At 66.7% G+C, this 18053-nt stretch carries 16 protein-coding genes and 1 pseudogene; 13 read left to right on the top strand and 4 right to left on the bottom strand.

What is annotated here, in order from left to right; translation table 11 throughout:
• The 9 genes from ADK67_RS32550 to ADK67_RS49550 all read left to right on the top strand — a co-directional run.
• Positions 1–355: Scr1 family TA system antitoxin-like transcriptional regulator (locus ADK67_RS32550; protein WP_053720393.1), on the top strand; the 355-nt coding region annotated here is incomplete at its 5' end.
• A gap of 78 nt (positions 356–433) precedes the next feature.
• Entirely contained in the window at positions 434–682 is a 249-nt protein-coding gene (locus tag ADK67_RS32545; RefSeq protein WP_053720392.1) for a hypothetical protein, read from the top strand.
• Positions 679–1482 (top strand): tetratricopeptide repeat protein, encoded by an 804-nt coding sequence (locus ADK67_RS32540; RefSeq protein ID WP_053720391.1) that lies wholly within the window; start codon positions 679–681, stop codon positions 1480–1482. The genes ADK67_RS32545 and ADK67_RS32540 overlap by 4 nt, the downstream gene beginning before the upstream one ends.
• A 662-nt stretch (positions 1483–2144) precedes the next feature.
• Positions 2145–2309, top strand: a complete 165-nt coding sequence (locus ADK67_RS32535; RefSeq protein ID WP_197289728.1) for a hypothetical protein — start codon at positions 2145–2147, stop codon at positions 2307–2309.
• Positions 2306–3259, top strand: a complete 954-nt coding sequence (tgmB, locus tag ADK67_RS32530) for an ATP-grasp ribosomal peptide maturase (protein ID WP_053720389.1) — start codon at positions 2306–2308, stop codon at positions 3257–3259. Before ADK67_RS32535 ends, tgmB begins: the two co-directional genes overlap by 4 nt.
• Positions 3260–3489: 230 nt before the next feature.
• Entirely contained in the window at positions 3490–5559 is a 2070-nt protein-coding gene (locus ADK67_RS32525) for a tetratricopeptide repeat protein (protein ID WP_197289727.1), read from the top strand.
• Positions 5453–5866, top strand: a complete 414-nt coding sequence (locus ADK67_RS55450; protein ID WP_442974214.1) for a tetratricopeptide repeat protein — start codon at positions 5453–5455, stop codon at positions 5864–5866. The genes ADK67_RS32525 and ADK67_RS55450 overlap by 107 nt, the downstream gene beginning before the upstream one ends.
• Before the next feature lie 137 nt (positions 5867–6003).
• On the top strand, positions 6004–8718 hold the full coding sequence (locus ADK67_RS32520; protein ID WP_231648448.1) for an ATP-binding protein: 2715 nt from the start codon (positions 6004–6006) through the stop codon (positions 8716–8718).
• 326 nt (positions 8719–9044) lie between these two features.
• On the top strand, positions 9045–9362 hold the full coding sequence (locus ADK67_RS49550; RefSeq protein WP_157621001.1) for a transposase: 318 nt from the start codon (positions 9045–9047) through the stop codon (positions 9360–9362).
• 26 nt (positions 9363–9388) lie between these two features.
• Here the strand turns inward: ADK67_RS49550 and ADK67_RS32515 are convergent, their stop codons facing one another.
• The 3 genes and pseudogenes from ADK67_RS32515 to ADK67_RS55445 form a co-directional block, all read right to left on the bottom strand.
• Positions 9389–11431 (bottom strand): hypothetical protein, encoded by a 2043-nt coding sequence (locus tag ADK67_RS32515; RefSeq protein WP_053720386.1) that lies wholly within the window; start codon positions 11429–11431, stop codon positions 9389–9391.
• 40 nt (positions 11432–11471) lie between these two features.
• Entirely contained in the window at positions 11472–11603 is a 132-nt protein-coding gene (locus ADK67_RS54840) for a hypothetical protein (protein ID WP_269436080.1), read from the bottom strand.
• Positions 11577–11971: pseudogene (locus ADK67_RS55445) on the bottom strand (IS21 family transposase); the annotation flags it as partial. The pseudogene ADK67_RS55445 and the gene ADK67_RS54840, both read right to left, overlap by 27 nt.
• Positions 11972–12099: 128 nt before the next feature.
• Here ADK67_RS55445 and ADK67_RS32505 point away from each other — a divergent pair.
• The 4 genes from ADK67_RS32505 to ADK67_RS32485 all read left to right on the top strand — a co-directional run bounded on the left by ADK67_RS32505 (position 12100) and on the right by ADK67_RS32485 (position 14900).
• Positions 12100–12498 carry a transposase gene (locus ADK67_RS32505; protein ID WP_063797803.1) on the top strand — a complete coding sequence of 133 codons (399 nt, stop codon included), beginning with the start codon at positions 12100–12102 and terminating at the stop codon, positions 12496–12498.
• 210 nt (positions 12499–12708) lie between these two features.
• Positions 12709–12906, top strand: coding sequence for a hypothetical protein (locus ADK67_RS51435; protein ID WP_157620999.1), 198 nt, complete (start codon positions 12709–12711; stop codon positions 12904–12906).
• Positions 12907–13041: 135 nt separating this feature from the next.
• Positions 13042–14349: a helix-turn-helix domain-containing protein gene (locus tag ADK67_RS32490; protein WP_082404158.1), complete on the top strand. Its 1308-nt coding sequence runs from the start codon at positions 13042–13044 to the stop codon at positions 14347–14349.
• Positions 14350–14366: 17 nt separating this feature from the next.
• A complete protein-coding gene (locus ADK67_RS32485; RefSeq protein WP_231648447.1) occupies positions 14367–14900 on the top strand; it encodes a flavoprotein in 534 nt (177 codons plus the stop codon).
• Positions 14901–15154: 254 nt separating this feature from the next.
• Here ADK67_RS32485 and ADK67_RS51430 read toward each other — a convergent pair whose 3' ends face one another.
• Positions 15155–17383, bottom strand: coding sequence for a DUF6185 family protein (locus ADK67_RS51430; RefSeq protein WP_157620997.1), 2229 nt, complete (start codon positions 17381–17383; stop codon positions 15155–15157).
• Between the last annotated feature and the right edge of the window lie 670 nt (positions 17384–18053).

The following is an 18053-nucleotide window of genomic DNA, read 5'->3' as shown; positions in this document are numbered from 1 at the left end:
CATGCACGAAGCCGCCGTGCGCTCGACGGTCGGAACCCCGACGGTCATGCGGGACCAACTGCGGCACCTCACCCAGATGTGCGACCGGGCACGCACCTCGCTGCGCCTGATCCCGATGGCCGCACCGTTCCACCCGGCCCTCGCACGACCCGCCACACTCCTCACCTTCACCCCGCCGACCCGCCCCCTCGCCTACGTCGAGACCGACACCGCGATCGCATTCCACGACGACCCCGACACCGTCGCCCACTACGAGACCAAGATGCGCCACCTCGACTCCCTGGCCCTGTCGACCACCGACACCCGCGACGTCTTCGCACGCCGGGCCGACGCCTACGACCGTGATACCCGCTGACGACCCTCGCACCATTGCCGACCGCCACACGCGCGGCAACACCACGACAGCGCCGGACCCCACCGGCGGGAGAACCCGATGAGCACCTACAACGTCGCACTGCGGACCGACGCCTTCTCCAAAGCCGTACGACTGGCCGGTTTCCGCTCCGACTACAAGCTCGCCAAGGCGATGGGCCTGAACCGCTCCACCGTGACACGCGTCGTGTCGGGCGACCTCCGACCCGGCCCCGCGTTCATCGCCGGAGCCCTCGTCGTACTCCCACCGATGGTGTTCGAAGACCTGTTCGACGTGATCACCAACCCGGACAGGTCCGAATCCGCATGACCGACCCCACGCCCATCGCCGCGCAACCACGCCAGGAATCAACCGACCCGGATACCGACGCCCGCCGACGGCTCGACCCCGACCACGTCCTGACAACCCTGCACGCAACCATGACGCGACCCGAGTCGGCGGTGGCGCTGCTGACCGGTACATGGCGCGCAGTCCCCGCCGACGCCGACCAGGCGTGGCTCCGCAGGCTGTGCGACCTCGGCACCCAACTGGCCACCACCCTGCCCACATCCCTGCTGCTCGCCACCGCCTTCCGCCACGCCGCACAGACACTGCGCGCCCACGGCCTCCTCCACCTCGCCGCAATCCAAGGCATGCACGAACTCGCCATCCACCGCCTCCACGACGACAACCCCGACGCCACCGCCGCCGCCCTGCACGACCTCGCCCAGACCTACCGCGCCCAACACCGCCTCCACAAAATCATCGGCTGCGCCGACGAAACCCTGGAAACCTACCTACTGCACCACCACGACACCGGTGCCGCCCGCACACTGCACCACCTCGGCGCGCTCATGATCGAAGCAGGTCGACACGACTCGGCCGTCAAGTACCTCACCCGCGCCGACACGAAGTACCGACACGCCTTCACCACCACCGAACGAGCCCACGGCCTGGCCGCACTGGGACAGGCACTATGGCTCTCCGGCAAACACGCTCCGGCGCACCGCGCATTCAACCGGGCCCTCGCTCTGACCGTCGGTATCGACGACCTCGCCGCGCAACAATTTCGGGCCCTCGCCGCGAGACCGGACGACCTCGCCAGAAGCCCGCTACGGCGGTTTCCATGACAACCTCGACGGTCGCGTGAAGCGGGCCGGCACCCGCCTGCGGTCCGCCGGCCTGCTCCACCAGCGCGCGTGCCTGTACACCAGGCGAAGCCGCCGACTTCACGAAGATGCCCCGGTCCGGACAGCTGTCGTGATCAACGCTCACTTTTCACCGTTGGACGACCCGAACCTACCCGGACCAATCGCACACGCGTGCGAAGGCCCGTATTGACTCACGCCTCCGCTCGACAGGAACAGCAGGAACTCGACACAGGCGAGGACGTGGCGCAGGTTCCCCCAAGCACGCAGGCGACCTGCGGATGGAGAACAGCGACCACGCGGCACGCCGTCCGACCAGCTCCGCAAAAGTGCGGATTACCCGGTGCGCGAGGATTCCCCTTCCGAGGACTTCGACATGACCACGCGATCCGATGGCACCCGTTTGAATGATGGGGTTGGCCACCGGTCAAGCTGTCTGTTTTACTGGTCAATCCAGGCAGGCAATCGACCTGTCGGGGGCCGCTGTGAGTGTCCATAATGGAGGATTTTCCGAAATCGGCAGCGTATTGGCGTCACTCGATGACCGGTTCCCGACTCGGCAACGGGCACGCCCTCATCCTCGCCCGACCGCTGATCGCATGGCGTTTCGCTCCTTCGGGCTCCGGTTTCTCCACGAGACCCCGGTGATGGACCAGCCGGCCTATCGGTACTCCCACGAACTGCAGGTGGTGGTCCATGACAGCCCGCGAACGCACGTGGTGCTGGCGGGCACGTCCAGCGGCGGAACCGACGGCCCCACAGGTGACGAGGAGATGGACTTCCACCAGCCCGACGACGAGTCGCCGTGACGGTGTTGATCATCGGTGGTGATTCCGACCCCACGGTCAACCGCGTCGTACTCGAGCTCCGTGACCGCGCGGTGCCGGTCTTCCGATGTGATGTCGGATGGTTCCCCACTGGGTTGTCCCTGGATGCCGTGCTCGACGGGGTCAGGTGGCGCGGTTCGTTGACCACGCCTCACCGCAGCGTCGATCTCGAGGCCATCAGGTCGGTGTTGTTCCGCAGTCCCACGGGCTTTACCTTCGACGCCGGTGTGTCCGCGGCGGAGCTGCGGCACATGCGGATGGAGGCCAGGTTGGGACTGGGCGGCGTGCTGGCGTCACTGCCCGTGCCGTGGTGCAACCACCCTGCCCGGCAGGCCGACGCCGGGTACAAGCCGTGGCAGTTGGCGGTCGCCGCGCAGAGCGGTTTCTCGGTGCCCAACACGATGGTCACCAACGACCCGAAGGCGGCCCACCGGTTCACCGCCGACCTTCCCCGGGTCGTGAGCAAGGTCCTCGGCGTCAATCGGCTGGACGACGGGCCGGTCACGCGGATCGCCTACACGCACCTGCTCGAATCATCCGACCTGGACGACCTCGGCGGGGTCGAGACCACGGCGCACCTGTTCCAGGAGTGGGTCGAGAAGTCCTTCGAGGTACGTCTGATCGCCGTCGGCGCCACGCTGTTCGCGGTGGCGATCCACGCGCACAGCGCCGCCTCGCGTATCGACTGGCGCAGCGACTACGCCGCGCTGTCCTACACGGTGATCGACCCGCCGCCCGGGATCGTCGCCGCGGTCGGTCGGTTCCTGGACGCGTTCGGGCTCGCCTTCGCGGCGTTCGACTTCGCCGTGACCCCGGACGGTGTGTGGCGGTTCCTCGAAGCCAACCCCGCGGGCCAGTTCGGCTGGCTGGAGGACGCCGTGGGGTTGCCGGTCAGTGCCGCCATCGCGGAGATGTTGGCGGAGGCGGCATGACCTCGGGCGCCTTCGGGCAGTCCGCTCACGCGGCCGGGCACGGCAGCGTCCTGCAGGCGGGCCGGGACATCGTCACCATCCACGACACCTCACGACCGCCACATCCGGACCTGTCGAGATTCGTGTCCGTCGAACCGCCCTCGGACCGACTCGACCACGACGTCCGCGGCCGCGCCGGTCTGGTCGACCGGCTGACGCGGATGACCTCGGACGGCACCGGTCGGATCATCGTGCTGCACGGTGGCGGCGGCTACGGCAAGACGACCCTGGCGCTGCACTTCGCCGCTCGGATGCGCGACCGCGGGGTCGTCGTGTGGTGGGTGTCGGCCCACGACGAGAGCGCCGTGGCCACCGGCATGCGGGAAGTGTGCTCGCGTATCGGCGTATCGCTGGAACACATCCACGCCGCCTGGACAGGCCAGACCTCCGCACCCGACCTACTGTGGCGACACCTCGCCGACTTCCCGCACCCGTGGCTGCTCGTCATCGACAACGCCGACGACCCCGAACACGTGGTCTCCGCCCGCTCCACCCGCGCCACGGGGCCCAGCTGGCTTCGCAGCACGAGCGGCACCAACGGATCGGTCCTGGTCACCAGTCGCGACGGCCGGCGGCAGGCATGGGGCCCACACGCGTCACTGCTGCCGGTCCCCGCGCTGGCCCCCGACGACGGCGCCCGCGTACTACTCGACCTGACACACCGGGACACCGGCCAGTTCGCCGCTGCCCGCGCCGTCGCCGACCGCCTGGGCGGCCTTCCGCTGGCCCTGCGACTGGCCGGCCTGCACTCCGCGCGCATGGCGACCGCACCTCCGTTGCCCGGACTGAAAACCGTCCGGAACTTCGACGACTACCTGGCCGCACTCGACGAGCACTTCGTCACCACGGTCGACGCCGCACCACCGCACCCCCGCGAACGCAGAGAGCCACGAGAGTTGATCACCGAAACCTGGGAACTGTCCTTGGAAGCACTCCGGCAACGCGGACACGCCGACGCACGCACAGTGCTGCGTCTGCTGTCCTGCTTCGCGGACAGCCCGATCCCCTACCGACTGCTGGACGCCCGCGTCATGGCGACCTCTCCCCTGTTCACCGGGATCACACCGGAAAAACTCCTGACCCTGCTCCAAGCCCTCGCCGAACTCGGCCTCACCGAACAAGCCACAGGGTCACACCAGCCCCAGACGACACCGGTGGCCGAACTGGTGCTGCACCCGGTGGTCCGGGAAAGCAACCGCCACCACCGCGACGTCGCCGACAACCTGGTCGAGTACGCCACCGTCACAGGGACACTGCTGGACTCCGCCACCCGCGACCTCGACTACGAAGACTCCACCACCTGGGCCCAATGGCAGACACTGGCACCACACTGCACCGCCCCGCTACGACTGTGGGAGGAAGCGGGCGCCGAAGCCCTCGACCACGCAGACCACATACGCGTCGCCGCCCTGAGCGTCTACCGGTGCGGACGGTTCCTCCACCAATGCGGCCTCTACACCCAGGCCGAGCACGAGCTGACCGCCGCCCTGGAACCACAGCAAAAGATCCTCGGCGACGACCATCCCGACACGATCCGGACCCGGGTCACCCTGGCCTCGGTCCTCACCACCGAGGGCAAGTTCGATGCCGCCGATACCGAATTCCACACCGCCCTCGCGATCCAGACGACACTCCTCGGCGAGGCACATCCCGACACCCTGGACACCCGCAGCCGACTCGCCGTGGCACTGCGGGCACGCGACCGCCTCGACGAGGCCGAAGCGGAGTTCCGAGACGTACTGGACCGGCAGATCACCATCCTGGGTGCCGAGCACCGTCAGACCCTGGACACCCGGAACCGTCTCGCCCACCTCATGCACCTACAAGGCCAGGTCAAGGAAGCGGAAGCGGAGTTCCGCGCCGTGCTGGCCGCCCGGGAAGCCGTACTGGGCAGACACCACATCAACACCCTGGACACCCGCAGCGAGCTGGCCTCACTGCTCCACGTCCGCGGCGACCTCGCCGCCGCCGAAACCGAGTACCACCGACTGCTCGCCGACGAACGCCAAGCCCTGGGCGAGGACCACCCCAAGACCCTCATCGCCTACAGCCACCTGGTCATGCTGCGTCACGACCAACACAAGATCGACGGCCTACAGGGCCTGTACGAGGACGTCCTGGAAAAAACAGAAACGCGTACTCGGCCCGACCCACATCCACACCCTCGCCACTCGCCATCGACTGGCGAAATTCCACTTCGAAAGCTCCCGACTGGAAACGGCCCGACAGCAGTTCGAGGACGTGCTCCGAGAAAAGACTGAAGTTCTCGGCGGACAGCATCATGCGACACTCATAACTCGAGAGCACCTGGCGCTTACCTTGGCAGCGCTGGGACACCGCCAGACTGCGGCAGAGGACCTGGAGGCCCTGCTAGCGATCCGACTTCGCACTGCTGGCGAGCACCACCCCCTCACATCCTTGACGCTGGCCAATCTGGAATCCGTCAGGGAATCGATGCAAAATAAAACAGGGAAAATCCCGTCAGCAATCGAGGACGGTTCCCCGGAACCGAACGGACCACAATTTTCACCACGATCCCAGGATCATCGACAAGATCGAACCTACTGAACCGAATCGACGGCCTCTCATACGGCATCGAATGAGACACCGGCTGGCATCGGAATTTCGCTGACGCGTGTTGCACCGAACAGCGTCAACCCTCTGTGATCGGTACCCACCCGATACAACGGTCGGAGACTGGCGTGGTGAAGTCGACCCAGGCGGTGCACCGCACGATCGTCGTGGTGGATGTGGAAGGGTTCGGCGATCCGCGCCGCACGCTGCCGCACCAGGTGGGCACCCGTGCAGGCTTGTACCGCGTCGTCGCCCGCGCGATGGACGCGGCAGGGGTGCCATGGCGGGCCTGTTACCACGAGGATCGCGGCGACGGCATCTTCGTCCTGGTTCCACCCCGGTACGCCAAAGGGCCGCTGGTGGAGGTGCTGCCGGAAGCGTTGGTGCGGGCGCTGCAGCAGCACAACGACACCAGCCCTGCCGCCCAGCACACCCGACTACGCGTGGCGGTACACGCCGGTGAGGTGGCCCTCGACGGGCACGGTGCAACCTCAACCGCGTTGACCACCGCGTTCCGGCTGCTGAACGCGCCGCCAGTACGTCAGGCTCTCGCCGAGTCGCCCGGGCTGGTCGCATTCGTCGTGTCGCACTGGATTTTCGACGAGGTGGTCCAACACTCCGATGTGCTCGACCCTGCCACCTTCCGGCCGGTATCGGTCGCGGTGAAGGAGATCCACGAGACCGCCTGGATAACTCTGCCCGACCATCCCTACCCCGTCGACTCCGCAGTCGTAGACCGGCTCGCAGGGCATCCCGCACCGCCCGGCTCCGATGACAGCGCCCGCAGCCCTGCCGCACCACCCCGACAACTACCGGCGCCTCCCACCCCGTTCGTCGGCCGGGACGAGCAGCTGATCACACTGGACCACGCCGTGACCGGTGCCGACACGGGGGCAGACAACGGCGGCGGTCCGGCCACGGGAACGGCGGTGTTCATCTCCGCGATCGGCGGAGCCGGCGGGATCGGCAAGACTTGGTTGGCGCTGCACTGGGCCCACCGTCACGCGCACCGCTTCCCCGACGGGCAACTGTTCGTCGATCTGCACGGCTTCAGCCCCGTCGACCATCCCCTCGAACCCGCAGCCGTACTGCGCGGGTTCCTCGGCGCTTTGGGGATCGCCCCAGGTCACCTGCCGGCAGACCTGGACGCGCAGGCGGCGCTGTACCGCAGTCTCGTCGCGGGCAGACGGATGCTGATCGTGCTGGACAACGCCGCGACCGCCGACCAGATCGTCCCGCTGCTACCTGGCACGTCTACGTGCACGGTCCTGGTTACCGGGCGCACCAAACTCGCCTCGCTGATCGAGAGGCACGGCGCCCACCATCTGCCCTTGAACGTACTCACCCGAGGTGAGGCCCATGCCCTGTTGAGCGAGCGCCTCGGCGGACAGCGGGTAGCGGCCGAGCCCGGCGTGACCGACGAACTGGTCGGGTTGTGCGGATACCACCCACTGGCGTTGGCGATCACGGCCCGACACGCCGCGACCCGACCGCACATCCCGCTGGCCGAGTTCGCCGCCGAACTGCGCGACCTCGGCCTGGACATGCTCGACGACGATCCAACGGCGAGCCTGTCCACGGTGCTGTCCTGGTCCCTTCGTCACCTCACCGGCCAGCAGCGGACGGTGTTCGCGCTGCTGAGCATGGCCCCCGGCCCGGACATCGACGTGTCCGCCGCGGCCTGCCTCACAGGCCTGTCCACGACACAGACGCGCAAGATCCTCCACACTCTGGAGGACAACTCTCTGCTCGACCGACACCCGCACGGTCGATATGCGATGCACGACCTGGTCCGCGCCTACGCCGCCACCACCGTGCGCGACAATCTGTCCGAGCCTCAACGGCGGGCGGCGCTGGATCGGGTGGTGGACTTCTACCTGCACACCGCCCACGCCGCCGCCTGCCGGCTGTATCTCCTCGACCCACCGGTCCGGCTCGACCCGCCCGCGTCCGGCGCACACCCCTTGCCGCCACGGGACCCTCCTGCCGCGCTGGCCTGGTTGCACACCCACCATCCCCACCTGTTGGCCGCCCAACGCACCGCAGCCGTCCACCATCGCCACCACGCTGTGTGGCACCTCGCCTGGACTCTCGGCAACTTCCACTACCGGCAAGGGCACTTCCACGACGATCTCGCCGTGTGGCAGGCCGCAGCCGATGCTTCCGTCCACCTGCCCGATCCCACCGCGCAGACCCTCGCCTACCGTTTCCTCGGCCACGCCCACGCCGAACTGGGCGGACACGAACCGGCCATCGGACATCTGCACCAGGCCCTCGCCCTGGCCACACAGCATCACGACACCAGCCAACAGGCCCACACCCACCACTTCCTCGCACGGGCCTGGGAGCTTCAGGGAGACCATCGGCAAGCCTTCGAGCACGCCCGCCAGGCCCTGGATCTCCACCGAGCCCTCGACCAACCAGTGTGGGAAGCCAACGCGCTCAACACGATGGGCTGGCACGCGGCCCGCCTGGGCGACTACGAGACCGCCAGGGTCCACTGCCAACAAGCCCTCGCCCTACACCGCCACCACGACAACCCCCACGCCGAGGCCGACACCCGGGACAGCCTCGGCTGGATCCACCACCACACCGGCCAACACCAGCAGGCCGTCCACTATTACCGCCAAGCCCTCACCCTGTACCGCACCCTGGGCAACACCACCCAGGCCGCCGACACACTCGACCACCTCGGCCACCCTCATGCCGCTCTTGACCAACACGACCAGGCCCGTGCCGCCTGGCAACAGGCACTGGGGCTGTACCAGGCACAAGGGCGCTATGCCGACGCCGAACGCGTCCGAAAACAACTCGACGACCTCACCGACCCGGACGGCACCCAGTAGCGGACACACTGCGTAAACCGCTGAGCGGGACGATGCGCGGCTGCTCCGCCGGCCACCGGCGGCAGAGGTTGTCACATACGACGATCGGACGACGCCGACGCCATTCACGCAGCCGAGCTTTGTGTCGGCAGAGGAGCGGAACAGCGAAGTGATCAATCTCCGGCCTTGACCGCCGGCAGGGCGCCATCCGAGCCTGACCGGACGCCGCTGACGACGCGACAGCCCCGCCTGGACGGGATCGCTTTCCTCCCACGGAGACGATCCGCGACGAAGAGGCGGGCTGCCGCACTGAGCCCTTTCCAACCTGATGGTGGCGGGCTGGAGGCGTGGCGAAGCTCCTGGTAGATGACTTCTGGCTGGAAGTCAACACCGACCGGGTCGAGCTGCACCTGATGCCCGGCTACAGCCCCGAGCTCAACCCGGACGAGTTGCTCAACGCCGACCTCAAGCGCAACGTCAACGCCTCACACGCGCACAACGTCGACCTCACTCGCCCACGCGACCCGCCGCTTCCTACAACGCCGCCAACGCCAGCCGCACATCGTCTGCGGCTACCTTCACGCCCGCTACGCCATCATGTAGGCAAACGAACACCTTCGACTCATAATTGGGCAACAGAGTCCCACATTACTGGACCTTCTTGAATTTGCGTTTGACCATGCGCGCCCGCTCAGCGGGCGAAGTGCCCGCGCAACCGCTGGTGGCGGAATTGATAGGACGCGCCGACCCTCCGGAGCACGCCGCGCCTCTCCGCGTCCTCGAGGAACGCCAGGAGCCGCCAAGGGAGCCTGCGGAATAGGGCGAACCAGAAGCGCGCCACCCCGAACTTCACCCACGCGCAGGACAACGGGACCAGGAACACCACGAAGTAGCCGAACAGCGCGGTGCCCGCGGCGACGCCGGGCTCGTCCCCGGTCCCCACACCTTCGGCCACCGCGGCGGTGATCGCCGTCCCGACCGCGGTGGTGGCGGCGAGCACCAATGCAGTCGTCCGGTCGCCACGGAAGCTGGCCACCGGGGACATCACCTTGTCGACGGCGACCGGGCGCGCGCTGCCCCGGTAGATTCCGACAACCGCGCCCAGCCCGGCGCCGATGACGACGATTTCCGGGGGAACCGGCAGGTCCGGCCGGTCGGCGAGCTGAATGAGGGTGACGGCGACTGCGCCGAGCAGGGCGCCGGCAGAGGACCACAGCGGCAGCAGGGACAACCGGGGCGGGATGTGCTTCGGTGACGGGACCAGCGCTTCGCGACGGAACGCGGCGATCACCGAGGCGACCACGCCCAGACCGGCGCCGATCGCCGCGCCGAGAAAGCCGAACCACCCGGTCATGACGGCTTCCCGGAACACTGGCGGCAAGGCCGGGGGCGCGTTGGGACCGCCGTTCGGGAACGTCCAGAACGTCAGGAACGTGCTCGACGCCAAGCCGAAGATCACGCCGGCCAAGCCGCCCCGCGACGCTGCCGTCAGGACCGGCCACCACGGCAGGGCCAAGTGCAGCCGCCACCAGGACAGCAACGCACCATCGAGGCGGGCCAGGGTGCGGAACCACCGGGCGAATTCCTCTGCCGTCCCGTCCGGGTACAGCGCGGGAAGGTACTGCCGCAGCAGCGACCGCGTGACCTCGTCGGCCGTCCCGAGCCGCAGCAACTCGCCCGGATCAGTGTGCTGCGCGGCGAATGCGGTCTTCGCCAGATATATCATTAGCGGACTGGACAGAACACTGGCTAGGACGCCGTCCGGCTCCGCCCGCAGATGCGCCACCACTTCCGCCCAGCGGTCGTCCCGCTCCCGGTGCCCCGCCGCCAGGTAGTCCGCGGCCGACCTGGCAGCCACCTCGGCCAACTCCACCACGGCCGCTCGGCCGAAGGGCGTCCCACGGATGCCGATCAGCTGCTCGTACTCGGCGGCGCGGCAAGTGAGGACCACCGGCCGGGTGTCGCCGAACGCCACGCCGAGTTCGAGCAACGCCTTCTCGCGCACGGCCGGCGCCACCTCGTCCAGGCCGTCTAGAACCGGCACGACAAGACCTCTCGCGACCAGTCGCCGGGCCACGTCGACGCCGTACTCGCCACGCCGCCCGAAGGCGGGGTGCTCGTCCGCGATCCGGCCGACGACCCACGCGTCGAGGTTCTGCCGCGCCGGCGCCCACGTCGACAGCGACACCAGGACCGGCACCGCCCCGCCCCGCTCCCGGCGTTCGAGGAGACCCAGGGTCAATAGGATCGCCGCACTGGTCTTGCCCGCTTCCGGTTCCCCGATAACCACCAGTTGCCGGGCGGGTAACCGGGCGAACGAGTCAGCCAGGTCGGACACGCCACCGCGCAGCTTGAGCCGGGCCGGACGTGCCCTCATCACGCCGGGACCCAGCACCGCCGCCGCGGTGGGCGCGACCGGGCGTTCGGTGGAGGACCACCGCACGTCCAGCGGAACGGTCAGCTCGCGGACCGCGACCTCGCGCCGCCACTGCAGCCCCACGAGCCTGGCCAGGTCGTCGGCGGCGCGTTCGACGTCGGTCACCGCGGCGTCACGCGGCGCGGCTGGCAGGGCGGCCAGGCCGACCATAAGGCTCACGCACGCTAGCAGGGCGCTCCCGACACTGGCGACCTTGTCGCCGACGTCCAGCGCGTCACCCGAACTCGACAGCCAGACCAGGAACGCGGCGACCGCCACCGCAAACGCCCCACCGCCGATCAGCCACCGCTTGGTCACCCCGCCATCTTCTCCTACGGCAGTCCACCAGGAGGACTGGTCAGCGCAGGTTCACCGCATACTCGGGGCGGTGAACGCCGTATGCGCAGTAGCCGAGGTCGAGCAGGCCGGCGATCAGCCAGGTCACGGCCAGCCACCGTCCGATCTGCCCGAAGCCCAACGGCGCGTCCACCGGCGGAAACCACAGGTCGCACTGCGCCAACTCACCCGGCGCGTAGTCCGTCCGCGAGGCGGTCCGGTAGTGCGAACAAACGGCCGCAGCTCTCGCACCCGGTCCTTGAGTCCGTCATCGAGCTGGTCCAGCCGATCCGTTCGGCGGTCACCGTCGTGGGCATCGTCGGCCACTGTTCCAACAGCCGCCGGATCTGCGGCTCGACCGCGTCCACGATCGATCCTTCGCCGCCCGCCGGTAGCGCGGCGGCTCGTCGGCGGCCAGAGCGCGCCGGACGGTGTTGCGGCTGGCGCCGAGCTTGCGGACGATGGCCTTCCGTCGGCCCGGTGAAGACGGCGGGTCTCCGCACAGTCCTCCACGTTGAGCACTTCTACGGTCAACAGGGTCAGATTTCACCTGACCCTCCCCTGGTTGCACGGAGTCGGCGATCCTCCCCTGGTTGTTCGGAGTCGGGTTACTGGATGATCACTCGTCTCAGTAGCCCGGAGGACACACGATGCCCAAGCGGTACCCACCCGAGTTCCGTCGCAAGATGCTCGACCTGGTGGCGTCCGGCCGCCGTGTCGCCCAGGTCGCGGCGGACCTCGACATCAGCGACCAGACGATTGACGCCTGGCCCCGCCAGGAGTTCGGGGGCATCGGACAGATGCCTGGACGATCAGCGCCGACAATGCCCGAGTTGGTCGCCGCATGTCGACGGATCGCCGAACTCGAGGCCGAGGCCGCCGTGCATCGCCGCGCCGCCGAACTGCTCAAGGAGGCAACAGCCCAAAGGCGATACGACGCGGAAGCCGCCGAACTCGCCGTGAAGTGGACGGACCGGGAGTGCGACGAACATGGGGCAGTCCGGAACCCGCGCGGCTCCGTCCCACTTGGACTCCACCGCCCAACCTGAGCCCGACGGCGCCCCCGCGGTGACCAGCATCGGCGGGGTGACCGACAGGTCATCGGCCATGCCCGCTGCATGTCCCGCCCGGACCACCTTCCGGACGACGAATACTCATCGTCACCGAGAATCAGGGGCCGCGACTGAAGTAGACCGCGGCGCGTCCCGCGTGGATCACACGGCTGGCGGACACGTGCATCACCAGCCAGCATTACGACCGTGAACGACCCTTACACCGATGCTGCCAAGGCCGAGACCGACTACTTCACGCATGCCGAGAACCGCGGCGCGTCGAAGGAACACGCCGACCGAGTCCTGCGGCAGGCCATCGTCGACGTCAGTCGAGGAGACGCTACAGACCCCTACGAACTCGCCCGTCTCCAGCTCGCCGCTGATCTTCATCAGGCCCCGAGGTGAAGCAGGATGCGGCCGCCAACCTCCTGGGTGGCCTTTCGCCGTTGTTGGGGTGGCGCGGCCCGCACCAGCTATGATTACCCAGTGCCATAGACCGATCTCCGAACGTACCGTCACGTTGCCTTCCGCGGAGCGACCGTGAGTCAAGAAGACCTACCGGCGAGTGGCGACAGTGTCGCGGCGCGGCTGGCTCGGGAGATCAGGAATCGTCGACTCGCTGCGGGCCTGAGCCAACCAGAACTGGGCAAGCTGATCGGCTACACCCGCCAGTACGTGTCGCTGGCCGAGCGGCACAGGCACAACCTGCCTTCTTTCGAGCTTGTCAAGGCGATCGACGAGGCACTCGCTGCGGACGGTGCCCTGACCTCCCTCCGTGAGCAGGCGAAGCACGAGCAGCAACTGCGTCGGCGATCAACCGTTGCGGGTCACCGCATCGGCGTCCGCCCGGCAGCCGTTTCAGGACGTTCAGACCCACTACCCGGAGTGGAAGCCAGGACAGACGCAGTTGCGCGCGACCCGGCCTCCACCGTCGAGGCGTTCGATCTCGCGTTCCGGCCTGGTGGTGTCCGGTACGCGGCGGCGCTCGTGCGAGGGCTGCACCAGGACTATCAGGCGGCCCGCTATGCCGAAGTCGCGCAGATCCTGCCCGGCGTCGTCGACACCGTCAGCGCATTGACCGACAGCAGCACCGGTGATCAGCGCCGTCAGGCGTTGCGCCTGCGATGCCAGGTCGCCATCGTGGCGGCCAAGCTCGCCACCAAGGTCGGCGACGGGGTCACGGCCTATAGGGCGGCCGAACGCGCGCGGACGGCCGCGGAGCAAGCCGAGGATCCGTTCGGCCAGGCCGCTGCCGCTTACCAGCTCAGCTGCGCACTGCTGAGGCTCGGCGGCGCCGACGAAGCGGAACTCCACGCCGTCGACCTCGCCGACACCATGACCGGCGACGACCCGGACAGCTTCACCTGGCGGGGAACGCTGACGCTGATCAGCGCGGTGATCGCCGCCCGCCGAGGCGATCCCGCAGAAGCCGGCCGTCGTCTGGACCACGCCGAACAGCTCGCGACCCGGCTGGGTGGCGACTACAACATCGGCTTCACCGCGTTCGGGCCGACCAACGTCCGGATCCACCGCGCCGCGGTCGCGGTCTCCGTCGACGACCCCCACCGGGTACTCGCCGTCGGCGAGCAGGTGGACGTCACCGCTCTACCGTCCGGCCTGCACGGCAGACAGGGGCAGTTCCATCTGGACAGTGCGTGGGCACACGCGCGACTCGGCGAAGACCCGTTGGCCGTCATCCACCTGCTCGAGTCCGAGCGGGTCGCCGCCCAACTCTTGCACACGCACCGCATCGCCCGAACGGTGGTGCACGACCTGCTGCGCCGCGAACGCCGCCACACCGTACCCGGCCTCAGGGGCCTGGCCCGACGGATCGGCGTCCTCGCATGACCGGACACCGACCATGGGTGTACATCGTGGCCGCGGCCGCACCGCCGGTCCTCCGCCTCCACGAACTCATCGCGCTTCTGCACGTCGACGGTTGGCGGGTGTGCGTCATCGCTACACCGACCGCGGCAACGTGGATCGACCTCCCACAACTGGCCGACCGGACCGGCTGCCTCACCCGAACCACCACACAGCCACCCGGCCACCCTCAGGACGCTCTACCGCACGCCGACGCGGTAATCGCAGCGCCGATCACGTTCAACTCCATCAACAAGTGGGCGGCCGGCATCAGCGACTCACTCGCCCTCGGCGTACTCAACGAACTGATCTCCGCCAACATCCCGATCATCGCCGCGCCCTGCGTCAAACCACTGCTGCGCCAACATCCGGCCTACGCTCCCGGCGTTGAGACACTCACCGCCACCGGGGTCACTGTCCTCGATCCGGACTCCATAATGGCGCGAACAGACAACGGGATCGCGACATTCCACTGGACGATGATCACCACGGTCTTGCGCCGCACTCTGCAAAGTTCAAACCCCATCAGTTCGTGAGCGTGCGACACGATCTTTCGGACGATGACCATATTGCTCTGGCGACCACTTCGTCTCGTCTACGCCGAACGTTCCTACCTCCCGCGCAACCGCAGGCAGACAGCTGCGCGGGTGACCGGCATGACGTGGGTGATCTGCCACAGTGGCTCGATTTAAGGTAATTCTCCAGCGGTTTGGCATCTAGTAGCAGATCTAGGGGACTGTTACATGTGTGTGCCTATGTGACTGTGCTCGATCCCAGTGCAGGAGTGCCTTCATCTTCCGGCCGTCTGAACGGCCCCGGCATGCGGCGCTTGCATCGGGTTCACATTGGGATAGGTCACGTCGCCGCCCTGAACGGCGCTCCAGACCGCCAGTACTGCGATGGCTGGCGTAAGCAATGTGGTGACACTGGTTGAAAAATTCTCAAGACCGTAAGCGTTGAGCATGCGCCGAAGTCTGCCACCCGGGAGGTCGGACGCTTGTGCGGCATTTAGAGACATTTTGTCCATACGTAACGCCACGTAAAAACCTATCAAGGTGAATGTAGACACTTCTGCAACGAAAAACCAATTGTGAACATCATGCAAAAGGGTATCGACAGCGAACATGACGAGTGGTAGCAGGCTGTAGACCGCAACGCCCGGCAGGATCTTCACCACACCTCGACGTCCTGGTAGGTGCTGCCAAGCCAAACCTAGCGCTGCCGCACCGAGTATCCATTTCGCAGTTTCCCAGACGACGTCGCTTGCCATCAGGAGGAGGATTGAGTCTTCCTGATTGGTGCTCAGGAGAGGGGTGGCGGCCCAGCCGGTCGTAGTCAGGATCCCTCCGACCAGCAATGCGGGCATCAGCGCAAGTCTCATTGCTGTGGCCATATTGCCCGAAGGTGTGCCCACGGGTCCTGCGGCGAGCAACACGTCGATCGGCGACAGGGGTGTGCGGTATGTGCGTTTCCGGTACCATCTCCGCGCCTTTGCCCGGATTCGGGCCAGGTCCAAATCCGACCCCACGCCCGATCTGTGCAACACGGACGGCCACAATTTTTCGAAAAGCGGAATGGCGCCAAGAATCCCCAGTAGCACCAGGAGTCCAAATGGTACCGACCAGCCCAACAGTTCGAGTTGCCACCACAGTGGTCCTACGGCCAGCAGGATCACCGCTGCGGTGCGGGCCGGCGAGCCGGCCGGTTCGAACCACGACTTCTTGACGAAGTGCCACAACGCGAGAGCGGACAGCCCGAGGAGAAGCCACTGCGACTCGGCCAGCAGTTCCCAGGGATAGACACGGTAAACTGCGGTTAAGTTTACCGCATGGCGCACTCCCAGCCACTCCTGGCTGGCCGAGTTGAGATGAGCGATCAAATACCGCTCGACGACGAGCACGGCGGATACCACCGGGGCGGTAATCCATAGCCAGCGTGGAGCCGTTCGAGGCTCGCCGTTGCCGAGCAAGACGTGTACGGCCTTGCCCGCTGCCATCGTCAGGATCAAGGTGCTCGCGAACGCTAACACCGCGTCGAGAACACCTGTGGCGGTTGACGTAATGTCGTTTAGTCCTCCTGTGCCGCCAGCGGTGAGGAAGATTAGCCATGAGGTGCCGAGCATTGCAGTGGTCATAAGCGCCACAAAGCAGCGAGGCAGCCACCACATAACCGCCACTAATGCCAGCAGTATGGTGAATCCAATGTTGAGGTACCAGTCGATGTACCACCAGGGGGTCGTGCTTTGCGTCGAGGTGTTGTATCTTTCCAGCACCGCTACGCAGACGCTCAGGCCACCGATTGTCGTGGTTAGAATGATTGGCGCCCACGTCGCTCGACGTGCGAGGCGGCGAGCGGCCGGTTCGAACTGCTTACGTCGCAGACCGAGAAACAGCGACATCGCACCGGCAAAGGACAGAATGGACACGGCTGCGAGTGTCAAGGTCCACGGTTTCCAGGAAGGGGCCGTTGCCTTGAGTGTCAACGCGGTGGCGAGACCGGGGTCCACCCGTACAGACAACTGTTCGCCGATTGTGTTGGGAACAACCCCGTTCCAATGCATCCGGCCGCGTTCCATCTCGACCGACTGCCACGGAGTCGGCGAGGACAGCCAACCGTCCGGGGCGGAGATGTCCACATCCCAGGGAGTAGCCGCCAGACCAGGTGTTGGGATCACAGACAGGTTCCACCACCCGGCTGCGTCTACCTGAACCGCCGTGGTTCCCGCCCAAGAAGTGCCTGGACTGAACACGTCCACGTGCACTCGGTCGGTGACCTCGATAGTGCTCGTCGACCGAATTACCTGAGGCGGGGCGTCGCGAACCTCGGCAGGCCATCTTGACGCGTGGAACAGGCATTCGAATGCCGATTGACGCCGGGGATCGTCCTCATTTAACAGCAGGAGTTCCGAGCCCGGGGTAGCAACGGGCACCTGAACCGATTGTTCGGTAACAATGCGCGGGTAAAGCACATTCTCGACTGTAATCCTTATTCGAATGCCTACTTTTACTCCTTCACCCATGTTCAACCCGCACGATGCCGGAACCCCCTGCTGCGGGTTGAACGATAGATTCCAGCATGTCACACTAAATACGGTTAGTATTCCAACGGCAACTGCAAATACCATCGGAATAAGCCGACGGACCGCCCATTGCAGGGCACCTCTCACCCTGTTGGGCGAAGATGACGGCTGCCGCCGCTCCAGGGCTTTTCGGGGTTGCTTGAGCGCCTTCGTTACGGGTCGATTGCGTCGCATTCTACAACTCACCAGTGTCTCTCGCCCTTAGCCTTGGATGCTGAGATATCGTGATCGTCGGCCCGGGCGTTAGCCGGTTGACGAAGGTTCCGCAACATTCAGCGCCAATGAGCCCTTTCCGACCTGGTGGTGTGGGCTGCGATCGTGGTGGAGGCGTGGCGAAGCTTCTGGTGGATGGCTTCTCGACAAAGAGCAAGGCCATGACCAGGAGTTTCGAGTGCTTGCCTGCCCATCCGCGATCGACCTGTCCAGTTCGGATCTGCAGTTCCGCGCGACCAGCTGGCCGTGCACCGACGGCGGATCGGCAGCATCGGCTTGGTCACCGTCTGCCGTAACATCCACGAAGCCGTCCAGGTTCTTGCCGACCTCGCCCCGGATCTCACCGACGCGACGCGCATCGCCGCGCGCAGGGCTTACGTCATCCTGCCGACAACCT

Source organism: Saccharothrix sp. NRRL B-16348, from assembly GCF_001280085.1.
Lineage (GTDB): Bacteria > Actinomycetota > Actinomycetes > Mycobacteriales > Pseudonocardiaceae > Actinosynnema.
The sequence above is the reverse complement of the archived record's forward strand: the minus strand, read 5'-3'. Positions and strand labels throughout refer to the sequence as shown.